This is a genomic window from Achromobacter sp. K91 (genome assembly GCF_003576205.1).
GTDB lineage: Bacteria > Pseudomonadota > Gammaproteobacteria > Burkholderiales > Burkholderiaceae_B > Achromobacter > Achromobacter aegrifaciens.
In genome coordinates, this window is the sequence record NZ_QWFB01000032.1 from 1 (window position 1) to 18133 (window position 18133).

The window sequence follows — 18133 nt, forward strand, 5'->3', positions numbered from 1 at the left end:
CCGGCGCCAGCGTCCGCCTTGGCGCCGGCCTTAAGATTCAAGTACTGCTGGCCGTATCATCGCTGTCATGAAAGAAGAATCGCGCCTGTCCCCCTCCTCGCCCATCGAACGCGCGCTCGGCATCGCGCCCGACCGCCGCGCGGGCACGCTGCAGGACGTGCAGCACGTGGTGATCCTGATGCAGGAAAACCGCTCTTTCGACCACTATTTCGGCACCTTGCCCGGCGTGCGCGGCTTCGCCGATCCGCATCCCGCCCCCACGCTGACGGGCAATGTGCTGACGCAGGCGGATGGTGCGGCGCAGGTCCGCCCCTATGCCCTGCAGGCCGAATACGCCAGCGATGCACAGGTGGGCTACATCACGCCGCACACCTGGGACGACGCGCAGCGCGCCTGGAACGACGGCCGCATGGACCAATGGCTGCCCGCCAAGAGCCGCCTGGGCATGGGCGCCTACCGTGGCGAGGAGGTGCCGTTCCAGACCGCGCTGGCAAACGCCTTCACCCTGTGCGACGCCTATCATTGTTCGATCCATGCCGGCACCAATCCCAACCGGCTGTTCCTCTGGACCGGCACCAATGATCCGCAAGGCCTGGCGGGCGGCCCAGCCCTGGTGAATACCTTCGACCGCCTGGGGCCCGCCAGCGAAGGCTATGCCTGGACCACCTATCCCGAACGCCTGCAGGACGCCGGCGTGGACTGGCGCATCTACCAGGACATGGCGGACAACTATCACGACAATCCGCTGGCCGGCTTCCAGCAGTACCGCCGGCAGCATGCGGGCGCGGCCGGCGACGCGCCCCTGCGCGACCGCGGCCTGTCCACGTGCACGCTGGACCAGTTGGCCCGCGACGTCGCCGCTGGCACGCTGCCGCAGGTGTCCTGGATCATTGCGCCCACGGCCGATTCCGAACACCCCGAGGTCTCGTCGCCGGCAAGGGGCGGTGCCTACACGGAGCGCGTGCTGGACATCCTGACCCGCAATCCCGAGGTCTGGAGCCGCTGCGTGTTCTTCGTCACCTACGACGAGAACGACTGCTTCTTTGACCACATGCCGCCGCCTGCGCCGCCTGCCCGCGCGGCCGACGGCCTATCGGGCGGCCTCTCCACGGTCGAGCTGGACGGCGAATACCACGATGTGCGCCATGGGCCCAGCGCCGCCACGCCCGACGACCCTGCCGGACTGCATGGGCGCGGGTTCGGGCTGGGGCCGCGCGTGCCGATGCTGGTGGTCTCGCCCTGGAGCCGTGGCGGCTGGGTCAATTCCCAGGTGTTCGACCACACGTCGGTGATCCGTTTCCTGGAAGCGCGATTTGGCGTGCTGGAACCCAATATCAGCGCTTGGCGGCGCGAGATCGCCGGCGACCTGACCTCGGCCTTCGACTTCGCTGCCGCCCGCGGCGCGCACGCCGAAGGCCTGCGCCAGGCTTGCGCCCTGCCGTACGCGCTGGACGTCCAAGGCCGCATGGCTGCCGACGGCGGACATTACCGGCTGACCCTGCGCAATCCCGGCGCCGCAGGCGCGGTGCTGCATGTCTACGACCGCCACGCGCTGGAACACGCGCCGCGCCGCTATACCGCGAGCGCAGGCGCGCGGCTGGACGACGGCTGGCGCCTGCACGCCGATGGCGCCTATGACTTGTGGCTGCTGGGCCCCGACGGCCTGCACCGGCACTTCCGCGGCGATGCGCGCGATGCCGGCACGCTGGAGGCGCAAGTGATGCCGGCGGCGACCGGCCTGAGCCTGCGTCTCGTCAATCGCGGCGAAACGCCGCAGGCGGTAAAAGTGGAGTCGCGCATGGGCGACGGCTGGTGCGCCATGGCGCACGTGCAAGCGGACGGCTCGCTGGATCTTGCCTACGGCGGTTGCCAGGGATGGTACGACCTGGAGATCACCGCGCTTGCCTTGCCGGCATTCGGCCGCAGGCTGGCGGGCCGCATCGACGCCGGCAAAGCCGGCCTGCCGGACCCGCGCCTGCAGGCAGGGGCGACGCTGCCCCTGGACTGACGCTTACTCTTCCGTGTCTTCTTCTTCACCGCGCGCCAGGCGCTCGGTGTTCTTCACGCCGGTGTGGCGCACGTCGGCGCCCTTGACCATGTAGATCACGCGCTCGGACATGTTCTTGGCGTGGTCGCCGATGCGTTCCAGCGCGCGCGCGATGAAGATCATGTCGATGGCGCGCGAGATGGTGCGCGGATCTTCGATCATGTACGTGATCAGGTGGCGCAGCGCGCCCTTCCATTCCTTGTCCACTTCCTTGTCGCTGCGCACGACGGCGGCGGCCTGGATGGGATCGAGGCGGGCGAACGCGTCCAGCGCCTGATGCAGCATGGTGCGCACATTGGCAGCCATGTGGCGCAGTTCGATCACCGGGATGTGGCGCAGTTCGGCTTCGTGGATGCGGCGCGCGACGGTGGCGACCTTCTCGGCTTCATCGCCGGAACGCTCCATGTCGGTCAGCATCTTGGACACGGCCATCAGCATGCGCAGGTCGATGGCGGTGGGCTGGTGGCGCGCCAGGATGCGGCTGATGCTCTCGTCGATTTCGACTTCGTGGCGGTTGACTTCCTTTTCACGCTCACGGACTTTCTCGACCAGTGAAATGTCGCCGCTGGCGAGCGCGTCGATGGCCTCCTGGATCATGGCTTCCACAAGGCCGCCCATTTGCAGGAACTGCGAACGGACGCTTTCGAGGTCCGCATCGAACTGCTTGTTTGTATGCTCCGACATCCGGGCTCCCTGCGTGTTTGGTCTCATTGCACTGCCCTGAAAAAAGGATATTACGAGATGGGCCTGCACAACCCGCAAGGTTATGACCCAAGTGTGACAGGATTATGAACACGGACCCCGGCGGCCACAAGGCGGGCCGGCCGGGGCAACGCCGGGAGGCGTCGGCAAGCGGACTCAGGCGCGGCGGTCCAGCCGGCGGATGCCGTTTTGCGTGGCCAGCAGGGCCACGTCGGCGCCCGCGATCGCGAACAGGCCGCAGGTCACTACGCCCGCCAGATTGTTGACCCGGGCTTCCAGGCCCGGCGCGTCGGTGATGGACAGGCCGGACACGTCCAGGATGACGTTGCCGTTATCGGTGACGAATCCCTCGCGCAGCTTGGGCTGACCGCCCAGCGCCGCCAGGGCGCGTGCCACGGATGCGCGCGCCATGGGGATGACTTCGACGGGCAGCGGGAACTTGCCCATGGTCTGCACCAGCTTGGACTCGTCGGCGATGCAGATGAAGCGCTCGGCCACCGAAGCCACGATCTTCTCGCGCGTCAGCGCGCCGCCGCCGCCCTTGATCATGTGCAGGTTGGCGTCGATCTCGTCGGCGCCGTCGACGTAGATCGGCATCGTCGTGATGTCGTTCAGGTCCAGCACCTTCAGCCCGTGTCCGGCAAGCCGGGCGGCGCTGCGCTCGGAACTGGCCACCGTGCCGCCGATCCGGCCCTTGAAACGGGCCAGGCCGTCGATGAAGAGATCCGCCGTGGAGCCCGTGCCCACGCCGATGATGGCGTCGGGTCCTGCGACCTGTTCAACGAATTCCAGGGCCGCGTCGGCGGCTTGCTGCTTGAGTTCTTGCTGGGAAAGCATGGCGAAAAATGCGGGAAGGTTGGTCAAGCCAGGAAATTTAGCATGCGGCAGCAGGCCACGCCCGCGCCAGGATGGCCTGCACATCCGCGCCCGCCGCCAGTTCGCCGAACACGCCGCCGCCCGCGTTCAGGCGGCTGGCGACGAAAGCCTGCGCCACCGGCGCAGGCGCATGCTGGATCAGCAAGGCGGCCTGCCACAAGCGCGCCAGGCCGGCGGCGATGCGGCGAGCCTGGAACTCGGCCTGGACGCCATCAGCCAGCAAGGTCCGCCAGCGCGCCAGCGCGTCGTCGAAGTCCTGGTACTGCCCCGCCGCCTGCGCGAACTCGCGCTCCAGCGCGGGCAGCGCTCCGGCCTCGCGCTGCAAGGCGCGCAATACGTCCAGCGCCATGACGTTGCCGGAGCCTTCCCAGATGGAATTGACCGGGGTTTCGCGGTAAAGCCGGGGCATAGGGCCGTCGTCCACGTAGCCGTTGCCGCCCCAGACCTCCATGCATTCGGCCACCGCGGCGATCGCGCGCTTGCAGACCCAGAGCTTGGCGGCCGGCGTACCCACGCGGACCAGGGCCCGCGCCGCGGCGTCGGCGCGCTCGTCCACGGCGCGCGCCAGCCGCAGGCCCAGCATCATGGCCGCCTCGCTTTCAAGCGCCAGGTCGGCCAGCACGTTGCGCATCAGCGGCTGCTCGATCAAGGGCTTGCCGAAGGCGTGACGGTGGCGCGCATGATGCGCCGACTGCACCAGCGCCTGCCGCAGCAGCGCCGCGCTGCCCAGCACGCAATCCAGCCGGGTGGTGGCGGCCATCTCCAGCAGCACGGCCAGGCCGCGGCCCGGTTCGCCCACCATGACGCCCCAGGCTTCCTCGAATTCGACCTCGGCGCTGGCGTTGCTGCGGTTGCCCAGCTTGTCCTTCAGCCGGCGCACGCGCACGGCATTGCGCGGTCCGTCCGGTATCCAGCGCGGCACGAAAAAGCAACTGAGTCCTTCGTCGGTCTGCGCCAGCACCAGATGCGCGTCGGCCTGCGGCACCGAGAAAAACCATTTGTGGCCGACCAGCAAATAGGCGCGGCCGCGGCCGGGCGCGCCTACTGGCGTGGCGCGCGTGGTGACGGCGCGCAGGTCGGAGCCGCCCTGCTTCTCCGTCAGGCCCATGCCGATCAGGGCCGAGCGCTTCGCGGCCAGCGGCGCGTCGGCGCCGTCGAACTCCCGCGAATACAGGGCGTTCAGCCATTGCCCGCCGAAATCCACGACGCCTGCAGGTTCACGCTGCAACAGCGGCACCGCGGCAAACGTCATGGTGGTGGGACACAGGCTGCCCGCCTCGACCTGCCCCTGCATGACATAGGCCGCGGCCCGCGCCACCTGCGCGCCCGGCTCGGGCTGCGCCCAGGCGCGGCTGTGCAGGCCGCGCGCCATGATGCCGCCCATCAGCAGATTCCAGGACGGATGGAATTCGACGCGGTCGATGCGGTGGCCGCCGCGGTCGTAGCTGACCAGGCGCGGCGTGCAGCGGTTGGCCTGCGCGCCGGCTTCCAGCGTCTGCGCGCGGCCCAGCCAGGCGCCATGCGCCGCCAGGTCCGGCTCCCAGGCTTGCGCGCCTTCGCGCCGCACCGCCTCGCGCAAGGCCGGGTCGGTTTCGTACAAGGAGTAGTCCTCCAGGGGCGGCACCTGGTTGGATACGGTATGTGTCGCGAACGATGACATGGCTGCTCCCTGGATCGGTCCACTGATGTGCCGCCAGCCCGCGGCGCGGTCAGCCCCTTCGGGCCTATCTGGCCATCGGCGCCACCAGGGCCCAGGGCCGCAGCGCCTCGACCTGCGCCGCCAGCTCCAGCAGCAGCGCCTCGCTGCCCAGCGGCCCCATCAGCTGGATGCCGATGGGCAGGCCGTCGGACGACATGCCGAAGGGGATGGAGATGGCGGGCATGCCGGTCAGATTGGCCAAGGGCGCAAACGGCGAATAGCCGATGACGCCCTTCTTGCCCAAACGGTAGGCCAGGTAGTCGGCGTTGTCCATGGCGTAGCGGCCGATGGGCGCCGGCGGCTGCGCCAGCACCGGGCTCAGGAACAGGTCGTAGCCTTGCGCGCCGTCGCGTTCCAGGAAGCGGCCGACCCGGCGCGTGATCTCGTGGCAGGTATCGACGCAGGCCACGTACTGCGCGCCGGAGATGGCGCGGGCGTATTCGCGCGCGCCCAGCGTTGTCGGTTGCAATTCATCGGCGGCCAGGCGGCGGCCGCGCGCGGCCACGAAGGCGTCAATGGCGTTGGCCGCCGCGCTCGCGATCAGCGGCAGCATCGGCGACAGCACCTCCTCGGATCCCACCGGCGGCGCGGCAGGCACGAGTTCATGGCCCAGCGACGCGAAAAGCTGCGCGGCCTCGTCCACGGCGGCCGCCACTTCAGGATGGATGGCCTCGCCCTCGTAGGTCGTGTTGACGAAGGCAATGCGGCGCCGTGCGGCCGATTGCGGATCAGCAGCGACGCGCGCCACCACGGCGCGGTAGGAGTCAGCCGGCAGTGCCGGCGCGGCGTAAGGCGCACCCACGTCGGCGCCGGCGCTGATGTCCAGCGACGCGGCGCAGTCGCGCACCGACAGGGTCATCATGTGTTCGGTGGCCAGGCCGCCCCAGCCTTCACCCTTCAGCGGGCCCAGCGGCATCAAGCCGCGCGAAGGCTTCAGGCCCAGCACGCCGCAGCAGGACGAAGGAATGCGGATCGACCCGCCGCCGTCACTGCCATGGGCGATGCGCACCATGCCGCTGGCCAGCGCAGCGCCCGCGCCGCCGCTGGACCCGCCCGCGCTATGGCCCGCCTTCCAGGGGTTCTGGGTGGCCGGCCCGTAGACCGGCGATTCGGTGGTGGGGCTCAGGCCCAATTCGGCGCTGGTCGTGCGGCCGAACGGAATCAGGCCCGCGCGGCGGTAGCGCTTGACGATCTCGGCGTCGACGTTCCATTCCACCTGGCCGTACAGCACCGAACCCATGGCGCTGGGCAGGCCCAGCGCCGCCGTGCCCAGGTCCTTGAGCAAGGTGGGTACGCCCAGGAACGGCCGTCTCTGCAATTGCGCCAACCGCTGTTCCTGCGACTGGCCGCCCAGCTCCTCGTCCAATGACTGCGCCAGGCGTAGGCCGATTTCCGCCTGCATGCCGCAGGCGGCGTTGATCGAGGGATTGCGGGCCGCCACCCGGTCCACCGCCTGCTGCATCGCAGCAAGCGCAGTGGTGACCCCTTGTGCGATATCGGCGCCCAGCGCCGTCGCGTCCAGGGTGGAGGAATCATGGCGTTCAGCGGTGCTCATGCTTGCAATGCTCCAGGTGACTGACGGCGGATTGCCGCTGACGCCAGGATATCGGCAGTCGCTGCGGGCAACAAGCTCACGCCCCTGCGATGCCGCCGCGGCCGGATCAGTTCTGGCCTGCGGCCTGGTCTTCGTCGTCGTCCCCGGCGTCGCCCTCGTCCGCAGTGCCGAGCAGGAGCCGGGCGTCGGCTTCGGGTAGCGCCTCGACGGCTTTCAGGTTCTTGAGCATGGCGCGGGTGCGCACTTCCGTCTGGCCGATCTTGTTGCTGGCGGTGTCCAGCGTCTTCTTGACGCTGGCCAGGGATTCACCGAACTTGCCGAATTCCGTCTTGACCGCGCGCAGCACCTGCCAGACCTCGGACGAGCGCTGTTCGATCGCCAGCGTGCGAAACCCCATCTGCAGGCTGTTCAACAATGCCGCCAGGTTGCTGGGGCCCGCCACGTTGACACGCAGGTCATGCAGCTTATCGAGCAGGCCCGGGCGGCGCAGCACCTCCGCGTACAGGCTCTCGGTAGGCAGGAACATGATGGCGAAGTCGGTGGTGTGCGGCGGCGCCACGTACTTGCCGGCGATCAGGCGCGCCTGCAGTTCCACCGCGCGGCCCAGCGCGGCGCCGGCGTTCTTCACGCCTTCGGTGTCGGCGGCTTCCTGCGCGTCCATGAGGCGCTCGTACTCTTCCTTGGGAAACTTGGCGTCGATCGGCAGCCAGACGGGTTCGCCGCCATCGCCGCGCCCCGGCAGGCGGATGGCGAACTCCACCACGGCATCGCTGCCCGGCACGGGCTTGATGTTGCTGGCGTATTGGTCCGGCGTCATGTTGTCCTCGATCAGCCTGGCCAGTTGCACCTCGCCCCAGGTGCCGCGCGACTTGACGTTGGTCAGCACCCGCTTCAGGTCGCCCACGCCCGCCGCCAGGGCCTGCATTTCGCCCAGGCCCTTGTGCACGGCCTCCAGGCGGTCCGACACCAGCTTGAAGGACTCGCCCAGGCGCTGCTCCAGCGTGGCGTGGAGCTTTTCGTCCACGGTGCGGCGCATTTCGTCGAGCTTGGCGCTGTTGTCGGTTTGCAACGATTGCAGCCGCTGGTCGACCGTGGCGCGCACTTCCATCAGGCGCCGCTCGTTGATCTGGATGAGGCCCTGCAGTTGCTCGGAGAAGCCCGCCGCAAAGCGCGCCAGCGATTCCGCCGACTCCGCGCGCGCGGCCTGGGCGTCACGCGACAACCCGGCGCGCAAATCGCCATGCGACTGCGACAGCTCCACCCTCAGGGCGCGGGTGGAGTCCGCGAATTCGCTGCGCAGGCCGCGCTGCCCTTCCGCGATGTCGGCGCGCAGCGCGCGCTCGGTGCGTTCCAGGCTTTCCAGCAGCGCATCGAGCCGGGCATCCTGCGCGGGCGGGCGCAGCCATGCCAGCAAGGCCGCCAAAAAGGCCAGAACGGCGCCGCCCGCGGCGATCCAAAGCAGATGTATGTCGTTCAAAAGATGCGTCTCCAAAGCCGGGATTGTAGGACTCCGGCCACGCCTTCCCTGGTAAATCCGGCCGAGATTCGGCATCTGGCGGACTCATGCTCCAGCTCAAGGATTAAACTCGGGAGCATCCAAACAGGCTTGATCTCCCCTTGAACCCCGCAGATCCTTCTCTCTGTACGCCCGCGGCGTCTTTCCAGTCCATCTTCGGGCCGCTGGACCTGGACGCCGCCACGCCGGTCGCCTCCGGCCATGACCGGCACATCTTCCAGCACCCCAACATGCCGTCCTTGCTCGTCAAGGTCATGGACATGCGCGCCCGCGCGATTTATCTGGAGGCCCGCCCGTTCAAGCGCTGGTACAAGCAATACCAGCGCGAAAGCGCGTACCGCGTCTACCTGACCGAAATCTACGAATACGTCACCACCACCACCCGCCCCTCGGGCGTATGGCAGGTGCCCATGGCGCGCATACTCGGCGTGGCCCAAACCACGCTGGGCTTGGGCCTGGTCGTCGAGAAAATCCGCGACGCCGACGGCAACATCGCCCCCACCGTGACGGACCTGGCCAGGCAGGGCAAGCTCGACGACGCCCTCAGCGCGCAGCTGGACGAATTCTTCCAGGATCTGGCCGATGCCCACGTGGTTCTGCACGATGTCTCCGCCAGCAACATCGCCTGTGGACTGAATGCCGACGGCAAGCAGGGCTTGTACCTGATCGACGGCTTCGGCGGCCTGCCGCTGATCCCGATCTATGCCTGGAGCAAGCGCCTGAACAGCCGGCGCATCCACCGCAAGTACGTGCGCATGCGCGCGGCCCTGGCCGAACGCATTGCCACCGGCGGGTTCTGACGCGCCCTGCGCAGACGCGGCCGGGGTGCGGGCCGGTCGGTTACGCCTGCGGCGCCTCTGGCAACACCACGCCCTGGCGGTCCACCCATACGTAGTCGTGGCCGGCGCGCTGTCCGCGGCGCAAGGGATTGCGCGTGCAAAAGGCCGCGTAAGCAGGGTCCACAAAACGGTAGTGCAGGTGTTCGTCCCGGCCCAGCGGAATGCCCAGGCGCGTGGTGCAGATCAGGGCTTCGGGCGACTCCCCCACATCCTCCACATACAGCGCCTGCGGGTCGAAACCGCGTGCGTCCCAGTCCGGCACTTTCAGGCCCAGCGCCCGGCACAGCAGGGTCTGGCCGGCGCACAGGCCGGAGACCGGTCGCGGCCGCCCTTGTGCATCGGGGTTCAACTCCAGCATGCGGGCCAGCGCTTGCGGTCCGGACAGCGCGTCCGTCCAGGGATAGGCGGATTTGATCAGCACGGCATTGCCCGGCCCTCCCGCGCTGAAATTCAGCGAATCCCCGCCGCGGGCGTAATACATGTAGACCGTACCGCCATCCATGAACAGCGCGCGCCGCTTATGGGTGTACCCCAGCGACGCATGGCTGCCCTTCTCTTCCAGGTAATAGGCTTCGGTCTCGATGATGCGGGCCGACAGCCACAGGTCGCCCACGCGGTGGCGGATGACCTTGCCCGGCAGCTCGCGCGCCAGCTGGGCGGCGTCGCGGTCGAAGAAGGCGTCAGGCAAGGCCCGGCCGGGCGCGCCCGGCGCCAGGCCGGCCTGGGCCGGCGCCTCAGGCGAAACGTTCGCCGTAGCGCTTTTCGCTGAAGCCAACGCTCACCTCGCCATCGGGCGTGACCGTGACCGGGCGGCGCACCAATGCCGGATACTCGGCGATCAACTGGGTCCACTGCGCATCGGTGTGCGCCGTCTTGCGCTCTTCGGGCAGGTTGCGCCAGGTCATGGACGTGCGGTTGACCAGTTTTTCCCAGCCGCCGACCTGGTCCGCCCAGGCTTTCAGCGTGGCGGCCGGCACCGGGTTGTCGCGGTAGTCCACGAACGCGTGGGCGACGCCATGCGCCGTCAGCCAGTCGCGCGCCTTGACGCAGGTGCTGCACTTGGTCAGGCCATACAGGGTGGTTTGCTTCATTTGGGTTCGGACTCCTTGCGCCATTGCATGCGGTTGGCCAGGATCACGCAAGTGCCGACCGCCAGGATGAAGAGGGTCGCCAGCGCGTTGATCTCGGGTTTCAGGCCCAGGCGCACGCGCGAGAAAACTTCCATGGGCAACGTGCTGGAGCTGGGGCCGGACAGGAACGAGGCCAGCACCACGTCGTCCAGCGACAGGGTGAAGGACAGCAGCCAGGCCGAGGCCAGCGCCGGCGCGATCAGCGGCAGCGTGATCTTGAAGAACACGGTCATGGGCGTGGCGCCCAGATCCAGCGCGGCTTCTTCCAGCGAACGGTCCAGGTCGCGGATGCGGGTCTGGATGACCACCGCGACAAAGGCCATGCACAGGGTCACGTGGCCGACCCAGATCGTGAAGATGCCGTTTTCGGCGGGCCAGCCCAGGCTGCCGCGCAGTTCCACGAACATCAGCAGTAGCGAGATGCCCAGCACCACTTCGGGGATGACCAGCGGCGCGCTGAGCATGCCCACGTACAGCGCGAAGCCGCGGAAGCGCCCCATGCGCCCCAGCACGTAGCCGGCCCAGGTGCCGATGATGACGGCGGCGGTGGCAGTCATGGCGGCAATGCGGAACGACAGCCAGGCCGCGCGCAGCAGCGCGTCGTCGTTGAACAGCGAGTGATACCAGCGGAACGAGAAACCGGTCCAGGACGTGACGGTGGGCGACTCGTTGAACGAGAACACCATCAGGCTGATGATGGGCACGTACAGGAAAAAGTACCCCAGTCCCAGCACGACGGCGCGCAAAGTCTTGTTGGGCCCGTTCATTTGCGGCCTCCGTTCGCCTGTTCCTGCTGCTTGACCTGGTTGTACTGGAAGTACACCAGCGGCACCAGCAGCAACAGCACCATCACGCAGGTCACGGCCGAAGCCATGGGCCAGTCGGCGTTGTTGAAGAACTCATTCCACATCACGCGGCCCATCATGAGCGTGTTGGCGCCGCCCAGCATTTCGGGGATCACGTACTCGCCCACCGCCGGGATGAACACCAGCATGGCGCCGGCAATCACGCCCTGGCGCGACAGCGGCACCGTGATCTGCCAGAACGCCTGCCAGGGCTTGGCGCCCAGATCGTAGGCGGCTTCCAGCAGGCGCAGGTCCATCTTCACCAGCGTGGCGTACAGCGGCAGGATGAAGAATGGCAGGTAGGCGTAAACCATGCCGATGTAGACGGCGACGTCGGTGCGGTAGATTTCCAGCGGACTGGAAATGATGCCCAGGCCCTGCAGCAGGTTGTTGAGCAGCCCGTCGTTGCGCAGGATGCCGACCCAGGCGTACACGCGCAGGAGCAGCGAAGTCCAGAACGGCAGGATCACACCCAAAAGCAGCAGGTTGCGCACCGCCGGCGACGAACGCGCGATGTAATAGGCGATGGGATAGCCGATCAGCACGCAGAAGAGCGTGGTGATGGCGGCGATCTTCACCGAATTCAGATACGTGGCGAAGTACAGGCTGTCCGTGAACAGCAGGATGTAGCCGCGCAGGTGCAGGCTGAACTGCACCGCCTCGTCCTTGAATTCCGCCAGGGACGTATACGGCGGAATGCCGAACTTCAGCTCGGCGAAACTGATCTTCAGGACCAGCAGGAACGGCACCAGCAGGAACAGCACCAGCCAGGCGAACGGCGGCACCACCGCCAGCGCCCGGCCCGACGGCAACCAGTCGCGGGGCGAAAAGCGGATCATGACGCCAGCACCGTGGCGCTGTCGGCGTCCCAGCTGACGAAGATCTCTTCATCGATGCCGGGCGCGTCCATCTGGGCCAGCAACTGGCTGGGCACGCTGGCCTCGACCGTCTTGCCGGAATCCAGGCGGATCTGATAGAGCGCGTAGCTGCCCATCCAGGCCATGTGGCTGACCATGCCATGGGCCCAGTTGTATTCGGCTTCGGGCTGCTCGCGCGACACCACCAGGCGTTCAGGGCGGATGGAGACGTGCACTTCCATGCCCAGCGGCTCGCTCACGCCGTGGTTGACGAAGAGCGGACGGGTCAGCTCGCCGCACTCGATGGCGACGTGGTCCGGTTCATCGACCACGATGGTGCCGGTGAACATGTTGGTCGACCCGATGAAGCTGGCGACGAAGCGGGAATTCGGAAAGGCGTAGACGTCCTGCGGCGTGCCGCATTGGACGATCTGGCCTTCGGTCATGACGGCCAGGCGGTGGGCCATGGTCATGGCTTCTTCCTGGTCGTGCGTGACCATGATGCAGGTCACGCCGACCTGCTCCAGGATCTTCACGAGTTCGATCTGGGTCTTCTGGCGGATCTGCTTGTCCAAGGCGGACATGGGCTCGTCCAGCAGCAGCAGCTTGGGCCGCTTGACCAGGCTGCGCGCCAGGGCCACGCGCTGCTGCTGGCCGCCCGACAGCTGGTTGGGCTTGCGCCGCGAATAACCGGCCATCTGGACCAGGTCCAGGGCTTCGAACACGCGGTCATGGATCTCGGCCCGGTCCACGCCTTCCTGCTTCAGGCCGAAGGCCACGTTGGCCTCGACCGTCATGTGCGGGAACAGCGCGTAGGACTGGAACATCATGTTCACGGGCCGGCGGTACGGCGGCACGTGCGTGATGTCTTCGCCGTCCAGGAATATCTGGCCCGAGGTGGCTTCCTCGAAGCCCGCCAGCATGCGCAGCAAGGTGGACTTGCCGCTGCCCGAACTGCCGAGCAGGGCGAAGATCTCGTTGCGCTTGACCGAGAGATTGACGGAACGGACGGCGACCACATCGCCGAAGATCTTTACGACATCGGAAATCCGGACGAACTCGTCCGGATCGGCCGAATGCTGCGCCGAGTAACGGCTATCGCTCATGATGACTTATCTTCCAGACTTCAGCTCGGACCACATCCGGTTTTGCAGGCGTTGGATGTTCAAGGGCAGCGCCTTGATCACATACAGGGTCTTGGAGACGTCCGCCGGCGGGTAGATCATGGGGTTGTCGGCCACGTCCTTGACCACGAACTGCCGCGCCTCTTTGTTGGCGTTGGGATAGAACATGGTGTTGGTGATGGCCGCATGCACCTTGGGCGTTTCGATGTAGTTGATGAAGGCCAGCGCCTCTTCGGGATGCGGAGCATCCTTGGGGATGACCATCAGGTCGAACCACGCGGGCGCGCCGCCCTTCGGAATGAAGTAGTTCACTTCATAGGACTTCTTGGCGTCCTGGGCGCGCTTGCGAGCGATCATCACGTCGCCGGAAAAGCCGTAGACCATGCACAGGTCTCCCACGGCGAGCTCGTCGATATAGCCCGACGAGCTGAACTGGCGGATGTACGGGCGGATCTTCATCAACACGTCCAGCGCGGCCTTGTAGTCGTCGGCGTTGGTGCTGTTGGGATCCTTGCCCAGGTACTTCAGCACGGCCGGGAACACCTGGGCGGCTTCGTCCAGCATGGAGATGCCGCACTCTTTCAGCTTGGCGGCGTTCTCGGGCTTGAAGATCATGTCCCAGTTGGCCAGGTCCACGCCGTCGCCCATGATCTGCTTGACCTTGGTGACGTTGTAGCCCAGGCCATTGGTGCCGTAGCCCCAGGGAATGGCGTATTCGTTGCCGGGATCGACGGTGGCGACCAGCGCCATGATTTCGGGATCCAGGTACTTCCAGTTCGGGATCTTGGACTTGTCCAGCTTCTGGAACAGGCCGGCTTCGATCTGGCGCGAGGCGTAATGCGTGGACGGGACAACGACGTCATAACCCGACTTGCCGGCCAACAACTTGGCCTGCAGGGTGTCGTTGCTGTCGTAGACGTCATAGCGGACCTTGATGCCGGTTTCCTTTTCAAAACCGGGAATTGTGTCCGGAGCCGTGTATTCGGCCCAGTTGTAGACGTTGACGACCTTGTTCTGCGCCACCGCCGCCGACGAGGCCGCCATGACCAGCATCGCCCCAAGCGCCAAGCGCATACCCGCCCGTAGTTTCATCACCAGCCCCCTTGCGTTATGCCGTATGTGACAGGAGTACCAAAAGGCGAAATGATAAAGCTTTTTAGCGAGGACCTGCCCAACTTTGCCGGGTGATTGGCGCGATTTGGGCCAGATGGAGGCATTTGGCCGCCCCCGCCGGGATCAGGGCTGGATCCCCACGCCCCAGGCCGTCCAGTAGCTGTCGCGCAGGCGCAGCCAGAAGCGCTCGCCCTCTTCCCCGGCGACCTTGCGCAGCGAACGGCGCAGGCGTTCCAGGTTGGCCTCGCGCTGGCGGTCGGACAGGGAACCTTGCGTGCCTCGGTCGAAATCGATCAGCCAGATGCGACCGTCGCTGCCCACCAGGATGTTGAAGGCATTGAGGTCTGCATGCCAGACGCCCGCCCGATGCATGCGCACGATGGCCTCGGCCGCCGCCTGCCAGACCGGCTCGGCCAGCACGTGGGCCAGCGGCCGCACGCCGGGAATGCGCTCGACCACGATGGCGGCGCGGTAGATCGGGCCTTGCCGCCAATAGGCGGCGGCCAGCGGCGCAGGCACCGCCAGGCCCTGGGCGCGCATGGCGGCCAGCAGGCGGTATTCGCGAAAGCTGCGGGTGCGGGCCTCGCCGTTCCAGAGATAGGCGTCGCGGCTGATGCGCGCGATCATCCCGCCGCGGCGGTAGCGGCGCAGCACGCCCTGCCAGCCCGCCCCCTGCACGAACCAGGCGGCCTGGCGTCCGCCGGCATCCACCGGCCGCGCCCGGTCGCCATAGTGCGCCGGGTTGAACAGGTCCGGGCCGGCTTCGGTCAGGCGCGAGGGATCGCTCAGCATGGCTCCGCCCAGGGGGCCGGACCAGGCCTGGCGCCGTTCGCCGGATCGGGAATCGCCTTCAGCCTTCACGATTGCGCATCCAGTCGGCTACGCCGTAGAAGGACTGCAGCAGGCGTTCGACCAGGGCCGGTTCGATCCCCTGGTCTTCCATGGCCCGGCCAATGCAGGTCACCCACTGGTCGCGCTCGACCTCACCGATCGAGAACGGCAGGTGGCGGGCGCGCAGCCGGGGATGGCCGAAGCGTTCTATATAGTGGTCCGGGCCGCCAAAGTAACCGCAAAGAAACCAGAACAGCTTGTCGCGCGCCTGGTCCAGGCTGGGACCATGGGCCGCCCGCAGCTCCTTCAGGTCGGGCTCCATGTCCATCAGGTCATAGAAGCGGTCCACCAGGGCGCGCACGCCCGGCTCGCCGCCAAGTAGGTCAAAAATGCTGCTGGAGTTTTCCACGGGTTCGGTAATCGTATGGACGCGCGTCGGCATCAGGTTTCTCGTAGGGTGACCAGGGGCGGCGTGCGCAACACGCCGCGCAGGGCCAGGGCGCCGCCGGCCCAGGCGCCCAACATGCCCGCGGCGATGCCCGCCAGCCACGGCCAAAGGCTAAGAGTAATAGTGAAATCAAAGACCTGCGTTGACAAAGCCCAAGCGATCGCGGTGGCGCCGGCCGCTGCCAGCAGACCAGCCAGGCCACCCACGGCCCACAGCTCGATGCGCTGGGAGCGCGCCAGTTGGCTACGGGTGGCGCCCAGCGCGCGCAGCACGGCGGCTTCGCGCATGCGCTCGTCGCGCGTGGCCGTCAGCGCCGCGGACAGCACCAGCACGCCGGCGGCCAGCGTGAACAGGAACAGCAGTTGAACGGCCTTCCCCACTTCGTTCAGCACGGACTGCAACTGTTGCAGGATGGCGCCTACGTCGAACACCGTCAGGTTCGGGAACTCGCGCACCAGCGCGGGCAGGACCGAGGCCTTTTCAGGCGGCAGGTAGAAGGACGTGATCCAGCTCTGGGGCATGTCGGCCAACGCGGCGGGCGTCAGGATGGCGAAAAAATTGACGCGCATCGTATCCCAATCGACCCGTCGAGTGCTGGTGACTGCCGCCTCGACCTGCTGCCCCGCCACATCGAAGGTCATCTTGTCGCCCAGCGCCAGGCCCAGGCTCTTGGCCAGGCCTGACTCCAGCGACACCTCGGACGCGCCCGGCTGCAGCCAGCGGCCCTGCTCGATACGGTTGGAAGACGGCAATTCGTCGCCATAGGACAGGTTGAACTCGCGGTCCACCAGCCGCTTGGCGCGGGGCTCCTCGTAGTCGTCCGGCCCCACGGGCTTGCCGTTGATGGCGATCAGCCGCCCGCGCACCATCGGCGCCAGCGTGATGCGGCCCAGGCCTTCGCGGGTGAGCGCGTCGGTCACGGCCTGGCGCTGGTCGGGCTGCACATTGATGAGGAAACGGTTGGGTGCGTCCGGCGGCAAGGTCCGCTGCCAGCCCTGGATCAGGTCGGTGCGCGTCATGGTCAGCAACAACAGCGCCATCAGGCCCACCGCCAAAGCGCACACCTGGGTGATGGTAGCGGCGCGCCGGCGCACTACGCCAGCCAGCGCGAAACGCAGCGCCGGCAGGCCGGCGGCCAGCCGGCGCACGCGTGCCAGGCCCAGGATGCAGAGCCAGGCCACCAGCGCGAACACGGCGAAGGCTCCCAAGAAGCCGCCCGCCACCACGCCGCCCAGCTTGGCGTCGCCGGCAAACCACCAGATCAGCAGCGCGAAGCCCGCGGCCCCCAGGACATAGCCCAGGGCGCTGCGCGCGCTGAGCGCGTCGGCGTCGCGGCGCAGCACCCGGGCCGGCGGCACGTGGCGCAGTTGGGCCAGCGCCGGCAAGGCAAAACCCAGCAACAGCAAAAGGCCGGTCAACAGCCCCTGCAAGGCCGGGATGGCCGAGGGCGCAGGCAAGCTGGTATCGATCAGCGAACCCAGCAGCATGACCAGCACCTGATGCACCGCATAACCCAGCAGGCAGCCCGCGGCCGACGAGAACAGGCCGACCAGGGTGAACTCCAGCGTCAGCATGCGCGACACTTGCGACTGCACCGCCCCCAGGCAGCGCATGACCGCGATGCCGTCGCGGTGGCGCGTCATGTAGCGGCCGGCGGCCAGGGCCACGGCCACGGCCGATATCAGCACCGCCAGCAGCGCGACCAGCGACAGGAAGCGCTGCGCCCGGTCCAGCGTGCGGCGCACTTCGGGCCGGCCGGACTCCAGGGTGGCAACCTTCTGGCCGCGCTTCAGATTCTGCTTGAGCCACGTCGAGTAGCCCGCCACGGCGTCGGGCTGGCCCGCAACCAGCATGGCGTAGCCGATGCGGCTGCCCGGCGCGATCAGGCCGGTGGCAGGCAGATCGCTGGCGCGCAGCAGCACCCGGGGCGCCACGTTGACGAATTGCATGCCGCGGTCCGGCTCATAGGTAATGACGCGGTCCACCCGCAGGTGGGCGTCACCCACGTTCAGCGTGTCGCCCACCTTCAGGTTCAGCAGGGACAGCAATTGGGCGTCCACCCAGACCGCCCCTTCAGGCGGAATATCGCGCGTCGGGGCATCGGGTTCGAACGGTGCGCCCGCCACGCGCAGGGCGCCGCGCAGCGGATAGCCCGGCTCCACCGCCTTCAGCGCAGCCAGTTGGGCGCCGTCTCCGGCTCCGACCATGGAGGGAAACTGCCAGGTGCTGGAGACGGCCAAACCGCGTTCGCGGGCCTGATCCATGAAGACCGCTGGCACCGGCTCGTCGGCGTCCAGCACCAGGTCGGCGCCCAGCATCTGCCCGGCGTCGCGCTCCAGCGCCCGGCCGACCCGGTCCGCCAGGAAGCCGACGCTGGTCACCGCGGCAACCGCCACGACCAGCGCCAGCACCAGCAGCCGCAGTTCCCCGGCGCGGGCGTCGCGCATCATCATCCTGGCGCCCTGGCGCAAGGTGGACCAAAAACCTGGGCGCCTGGCCCGTGACGTATCAGGGAAATCCATCATTCCACAATGTTAACCAACGGCCTAGA

16 protein-coding genes are annotated in these 18133 nt (G+C 67.5%); 2 read left to right on the forward strand and 14 right to left on the reverse strand.

Annotated features, from left to right (window positions below; translation table 11 throughout):
* Positions 1 to 67: 67 nt before the first annotated feature.
* Positions 68 to 2008, forward strand: a complete 1941-nt coding sequence (locus tag DXK93_RS15035) for a phosphocholine-specific phospholipase C (protein ID WP_054451168.1) — start codon at positions 68 to 70, stop codon at positions 2006 to 2008.
* Between the two features lie 3 nt (positions 2009 to 2011).
* Here DXK93_RS15035 and phoU read toward each other — a convergent pair whose 3' ends face one another.
* From phoU to rmuC, 5 genes are all read right to left on the reverse strand, one after another.
* Positions 2012 to 2731, reverse strand: coding sequence for a phosphate signaling complex protein PhoU (gene phoU, locus DXK93_RS15040; RefSeq protein WP_054451167.1), 720 nt, complete (start codon positions 2729 to 2731; stop codon positions 2012 to 2014).
* A 174-nt stretch (positions 2732 to 2905) separates the two neighbouring features.
* Positions 2906 to 3586: a ribose-5-phosphate isomerase RpiA gene (gene rpiA, locus DXK93_RS15045; RefSeq protein WP_054451340.1), complete on the reverse strand. Its 681-nt coding sequence runs from the start codon at positions 3584 to 3586 to the stop codon at positions 2906 to 2908.
* A gap of 37 nt (positions 3587 to 3623) precedes the next feature.
* Entirely contained in the window at positions 3624 to 5285 is a 1662-nt protein-coding gene (locus DXK93_RS15050; protein ID WP_119450494.1) for an isovaleryl-CoA dehydrogenase, read from the reverse strand.
* A gap of 64 nt (positions 5286 to 5349) precedes the next feature.
* Complete coding sequence (locus DXK93_RS15055; RefSeq protein WP_119450495.1) at positions 5350 to 6879, reverse strand: amidase; 1530 nt, start codon at positions 6877 to 6879, stop codon at positions 5350 to 5352.
* A 106-nt stretch (positions 6880 to 6985) separates the two neighbouring features.
* On the reverse strand, positions 6986 to 8356 hold the full coding sequence (gene rmuC / locus DXK93_RS15060) for a DNA recombination protein RmuC (protein WP_119450496.1): 1371 nt from the start codon (positions 8354 to 8356) through the stop codon (positions 6986 to 6988).
* Positions 8357 to 8496: 140 nt separating this feature from the next.
* Here rmuC and DXK93_RS15065 point away from each other — a divergent pair, with 140 nt between their 5' ends.
* On the forward strand, positions 8497 to 9195 hold the full coding sequence (locus tag DXK93_RS15065) for a PhoP regulatory network YrbL family protein (RefSeq protein ID WP_119450497.1): 699 nt from the start codon (positions 8497 to 8499) through the stop codon (positions 9193 to 9195).
* 40 nt (positions 9196 to 9235) lie between these two features.
* Here the strand turns inward: DXK93_RS15065 and DXK93_RS15070 are convergent, their stop codons facing one another.
* The 9 genes from DXK93_RS15070 to DXK93_RS15110 all read right to left on the reverse strand — a co-directional run bounded on the left by DXK93_RS15070 (position 9236) and on the right by DXK93_RS15110 (position 18107).
* Positions 9236 to 9949, reverse strand: a complete 714-nt coding sequence (locus tag DXK93_RS15070; protein WP_119450571.1) for a DNA-3-methyladenine glycosylase — start codon at positions 9947 to 9949, stop codon at positions 9236 to 9238.
* A 19-nt stretch (positions 9950 to 9968) separates the two neighbouring features.
* Complete coding sequence (locus tag DXK93_RS15075) at positions 9969 to 10325, reverse strand: arsenate reductase (protein ID WP_054451162.1); 357 nt, start codon at positions 10323 to 10325, stop codon at positions 9969 to 9971.
* Positions 10322 to 11131, reverse strand: a complete 810-nt coding sequence (locus tag DXK93_RS15080) for an ABC transporter permease subunit (RefSeq protein ID WP_042792726.1) — start codon at positions 11129 to 11131, stop codon at positions 10322 to 10324. Before DXK93_RS15080 ends, DXK93_RS15075 begins: the two co-directional genes overlap by 4 nt.
* Positions 11128 to 12048, reverse strand: a complete 921-nt coding sequence (locus DXK93_RS15085; protein WP_119450498.1) for an ABC transporter permease subunit — start codon at positions 12046 to 12048, stop codon at positions 11128 to 11130. The genes DXK93_RS15080 and DXK93_RS15085 overlap by 4 nt, the downstream gene beginning before the upstream one ends.
* Positions 12045 to 13172 carry an ABC transporter ATP-binding protein gene (locus DXK93_RS15090; protein ID WP_054451160.1) on the reverse strand — a complete coding sequence of 376 codons (1128 nt, stop codon included), beginning with the start codon at positions 13170 to 13172 and terminating at the stop codon, positions 12045 to 12047. Before DXK93_RS15090 ends, DXK93_RS15085 begins: the two co-directional genes overlap by 4 nt.
* Positions 13173 to 13178: 6 nt before the next feature.
* The gene (locus DXK93_RS15095) at positions 13179 to 14282 is read right to left on the reverse strand and encodes a polyamine ABC transporter substrate-binding protein (RefSeq protein WP_119450499.1); all 1104 of its coding nucleotides are present in this window, start codon (positions 14280 to 14282) and stop codon (positions 13179 to 13181) included.
* A gap of 144 nt (positions 14283 to 14426) precedes the next feature.
* Positions 14427 to 15164: a 3-deoxy-D-manno-octulosonic acid kinase gene (locus DXK93_RS15100; protein ID WP_119450500.1), complete on the reverse strand. Its 738-nt coding sequence runs from the start codon at positions 15162 to 15164 to the stop codon at positions 14427 to 14429.
* The gene (locus tag DXK93_RS15105; protein WP_054451157.1) at positions 15154 to 15576 is read right to left on the reverse strand and encodes a group II truncated hemoglobin; all 423 of its coding nucleotides are present in this window, start codon (positions 15574 to 15576) and stop codon (positions 15154 to 15156) included. Before DXK93_RS15105 ends, DXK93_RS15100 begins: the two co-directional genes overlap by 11 nt.
* On the reverse strand, positions 15576 to 18107 hold the full coding sequence (locus tag DXK93_RS15110) for an ABC transporter permease (protein WP_119450501.1): 2532 nt from the start codon (positions 18105 to 18107) through the stop codon (positions 15576 to 15578). Before DXK93_RS15110 ends, DXK93_RS15105 begins: the two co-directional genes overlap by 1 nt.
* Positions 18108 to 18133 lie beyond the last annotated feature (26 nt).

Bases quoted from the DNA above. Each gene is read 5' to 3' on its own strand.
- DXK93_RS15095 (WP_119450499.1), bottom strand. From the start codon at position 14,282: ATGAAACTACGGGCGGGTATGCGCTTGGCGCTTGGGGCGATGCTGGTC.
- DXK93_RS15085 (WP_119450498.1), bottom strand. From the start codon at position 12,048: ATGATCCGCTTTTCGCCCCGCGACTGGTTGCCGTCGGGCCGGGCGCTG.
- DXK93_RS15075 (WP_054451162.1), bottom strand. From the start codon at position 10,325: ATGAAGCAAACCACCCTGTATGGCCTGACCAAGTGCAGCACCTGCGTC.
- DXK93_RS15105 (WP_054451157.1), bottom strand. From the start codon at position 15,576: ATGCCGACGCGCGTCCATACGATTACCGAACCCGTGGAAAACTCCAGC.
- DXK93_RS15055 (WP_119450495.1), bottom strand. From the start codon at position 6,879: ATGAGCACCGCTGAACGCCATGATTCCTCCACCCTGGACGCGACGGCG.
- DXK93_RS15080 (WP_042792726.1), bottom strand. From the start codon at position 11,131: ATGAACGGGCCCAACAAGACTTTGCGCGCCGTCGTGCTGGGACTGGGG.
- DXK93_RS15110 (WP_119450501.1), bottom strand. From the start codon at position 18,107: ATGATGGATTTCCCTGATACGTCACGGGCCAGGCGCCCAGGTTTTTGG.
- rpiA (WP_054451340.1), bottom strand. From the start codon at position 3,586: ATGCTTTCCCAGCAAGAACTCAAGCAGCAAGCCGCCGACGCGGCCCTG.
- DXK93_RS15090 (WP_054451160.1), bottom strand. From the start codon at position 13,172: ATGAGCGATAGCCGTTACTCGGCGCAGCATTCGGCCGATCCGGACGAG.
- DXK93_RS15035 (WP_054451168.1), top strand. From the start codon at position 68: ATGAAAGAAGAATCGCGCCTGTCCCCCTCCTCGCCCATCGAACGCGCG.
- DXK93_RS15050 (WP_119450494.1), bottom strand. From the start codon at position 5,285: ATGTCATCGTTCGCGACACATACCGTATCCAACCAGGTGCCGCCCCTG.
- phoU (WP_054451167.1), bottom strand. From the start codon at position 2,731: ATGTCGGAGCATACAAACAAGCAGTTCGATGCGGACCTCGAAAGCGTC.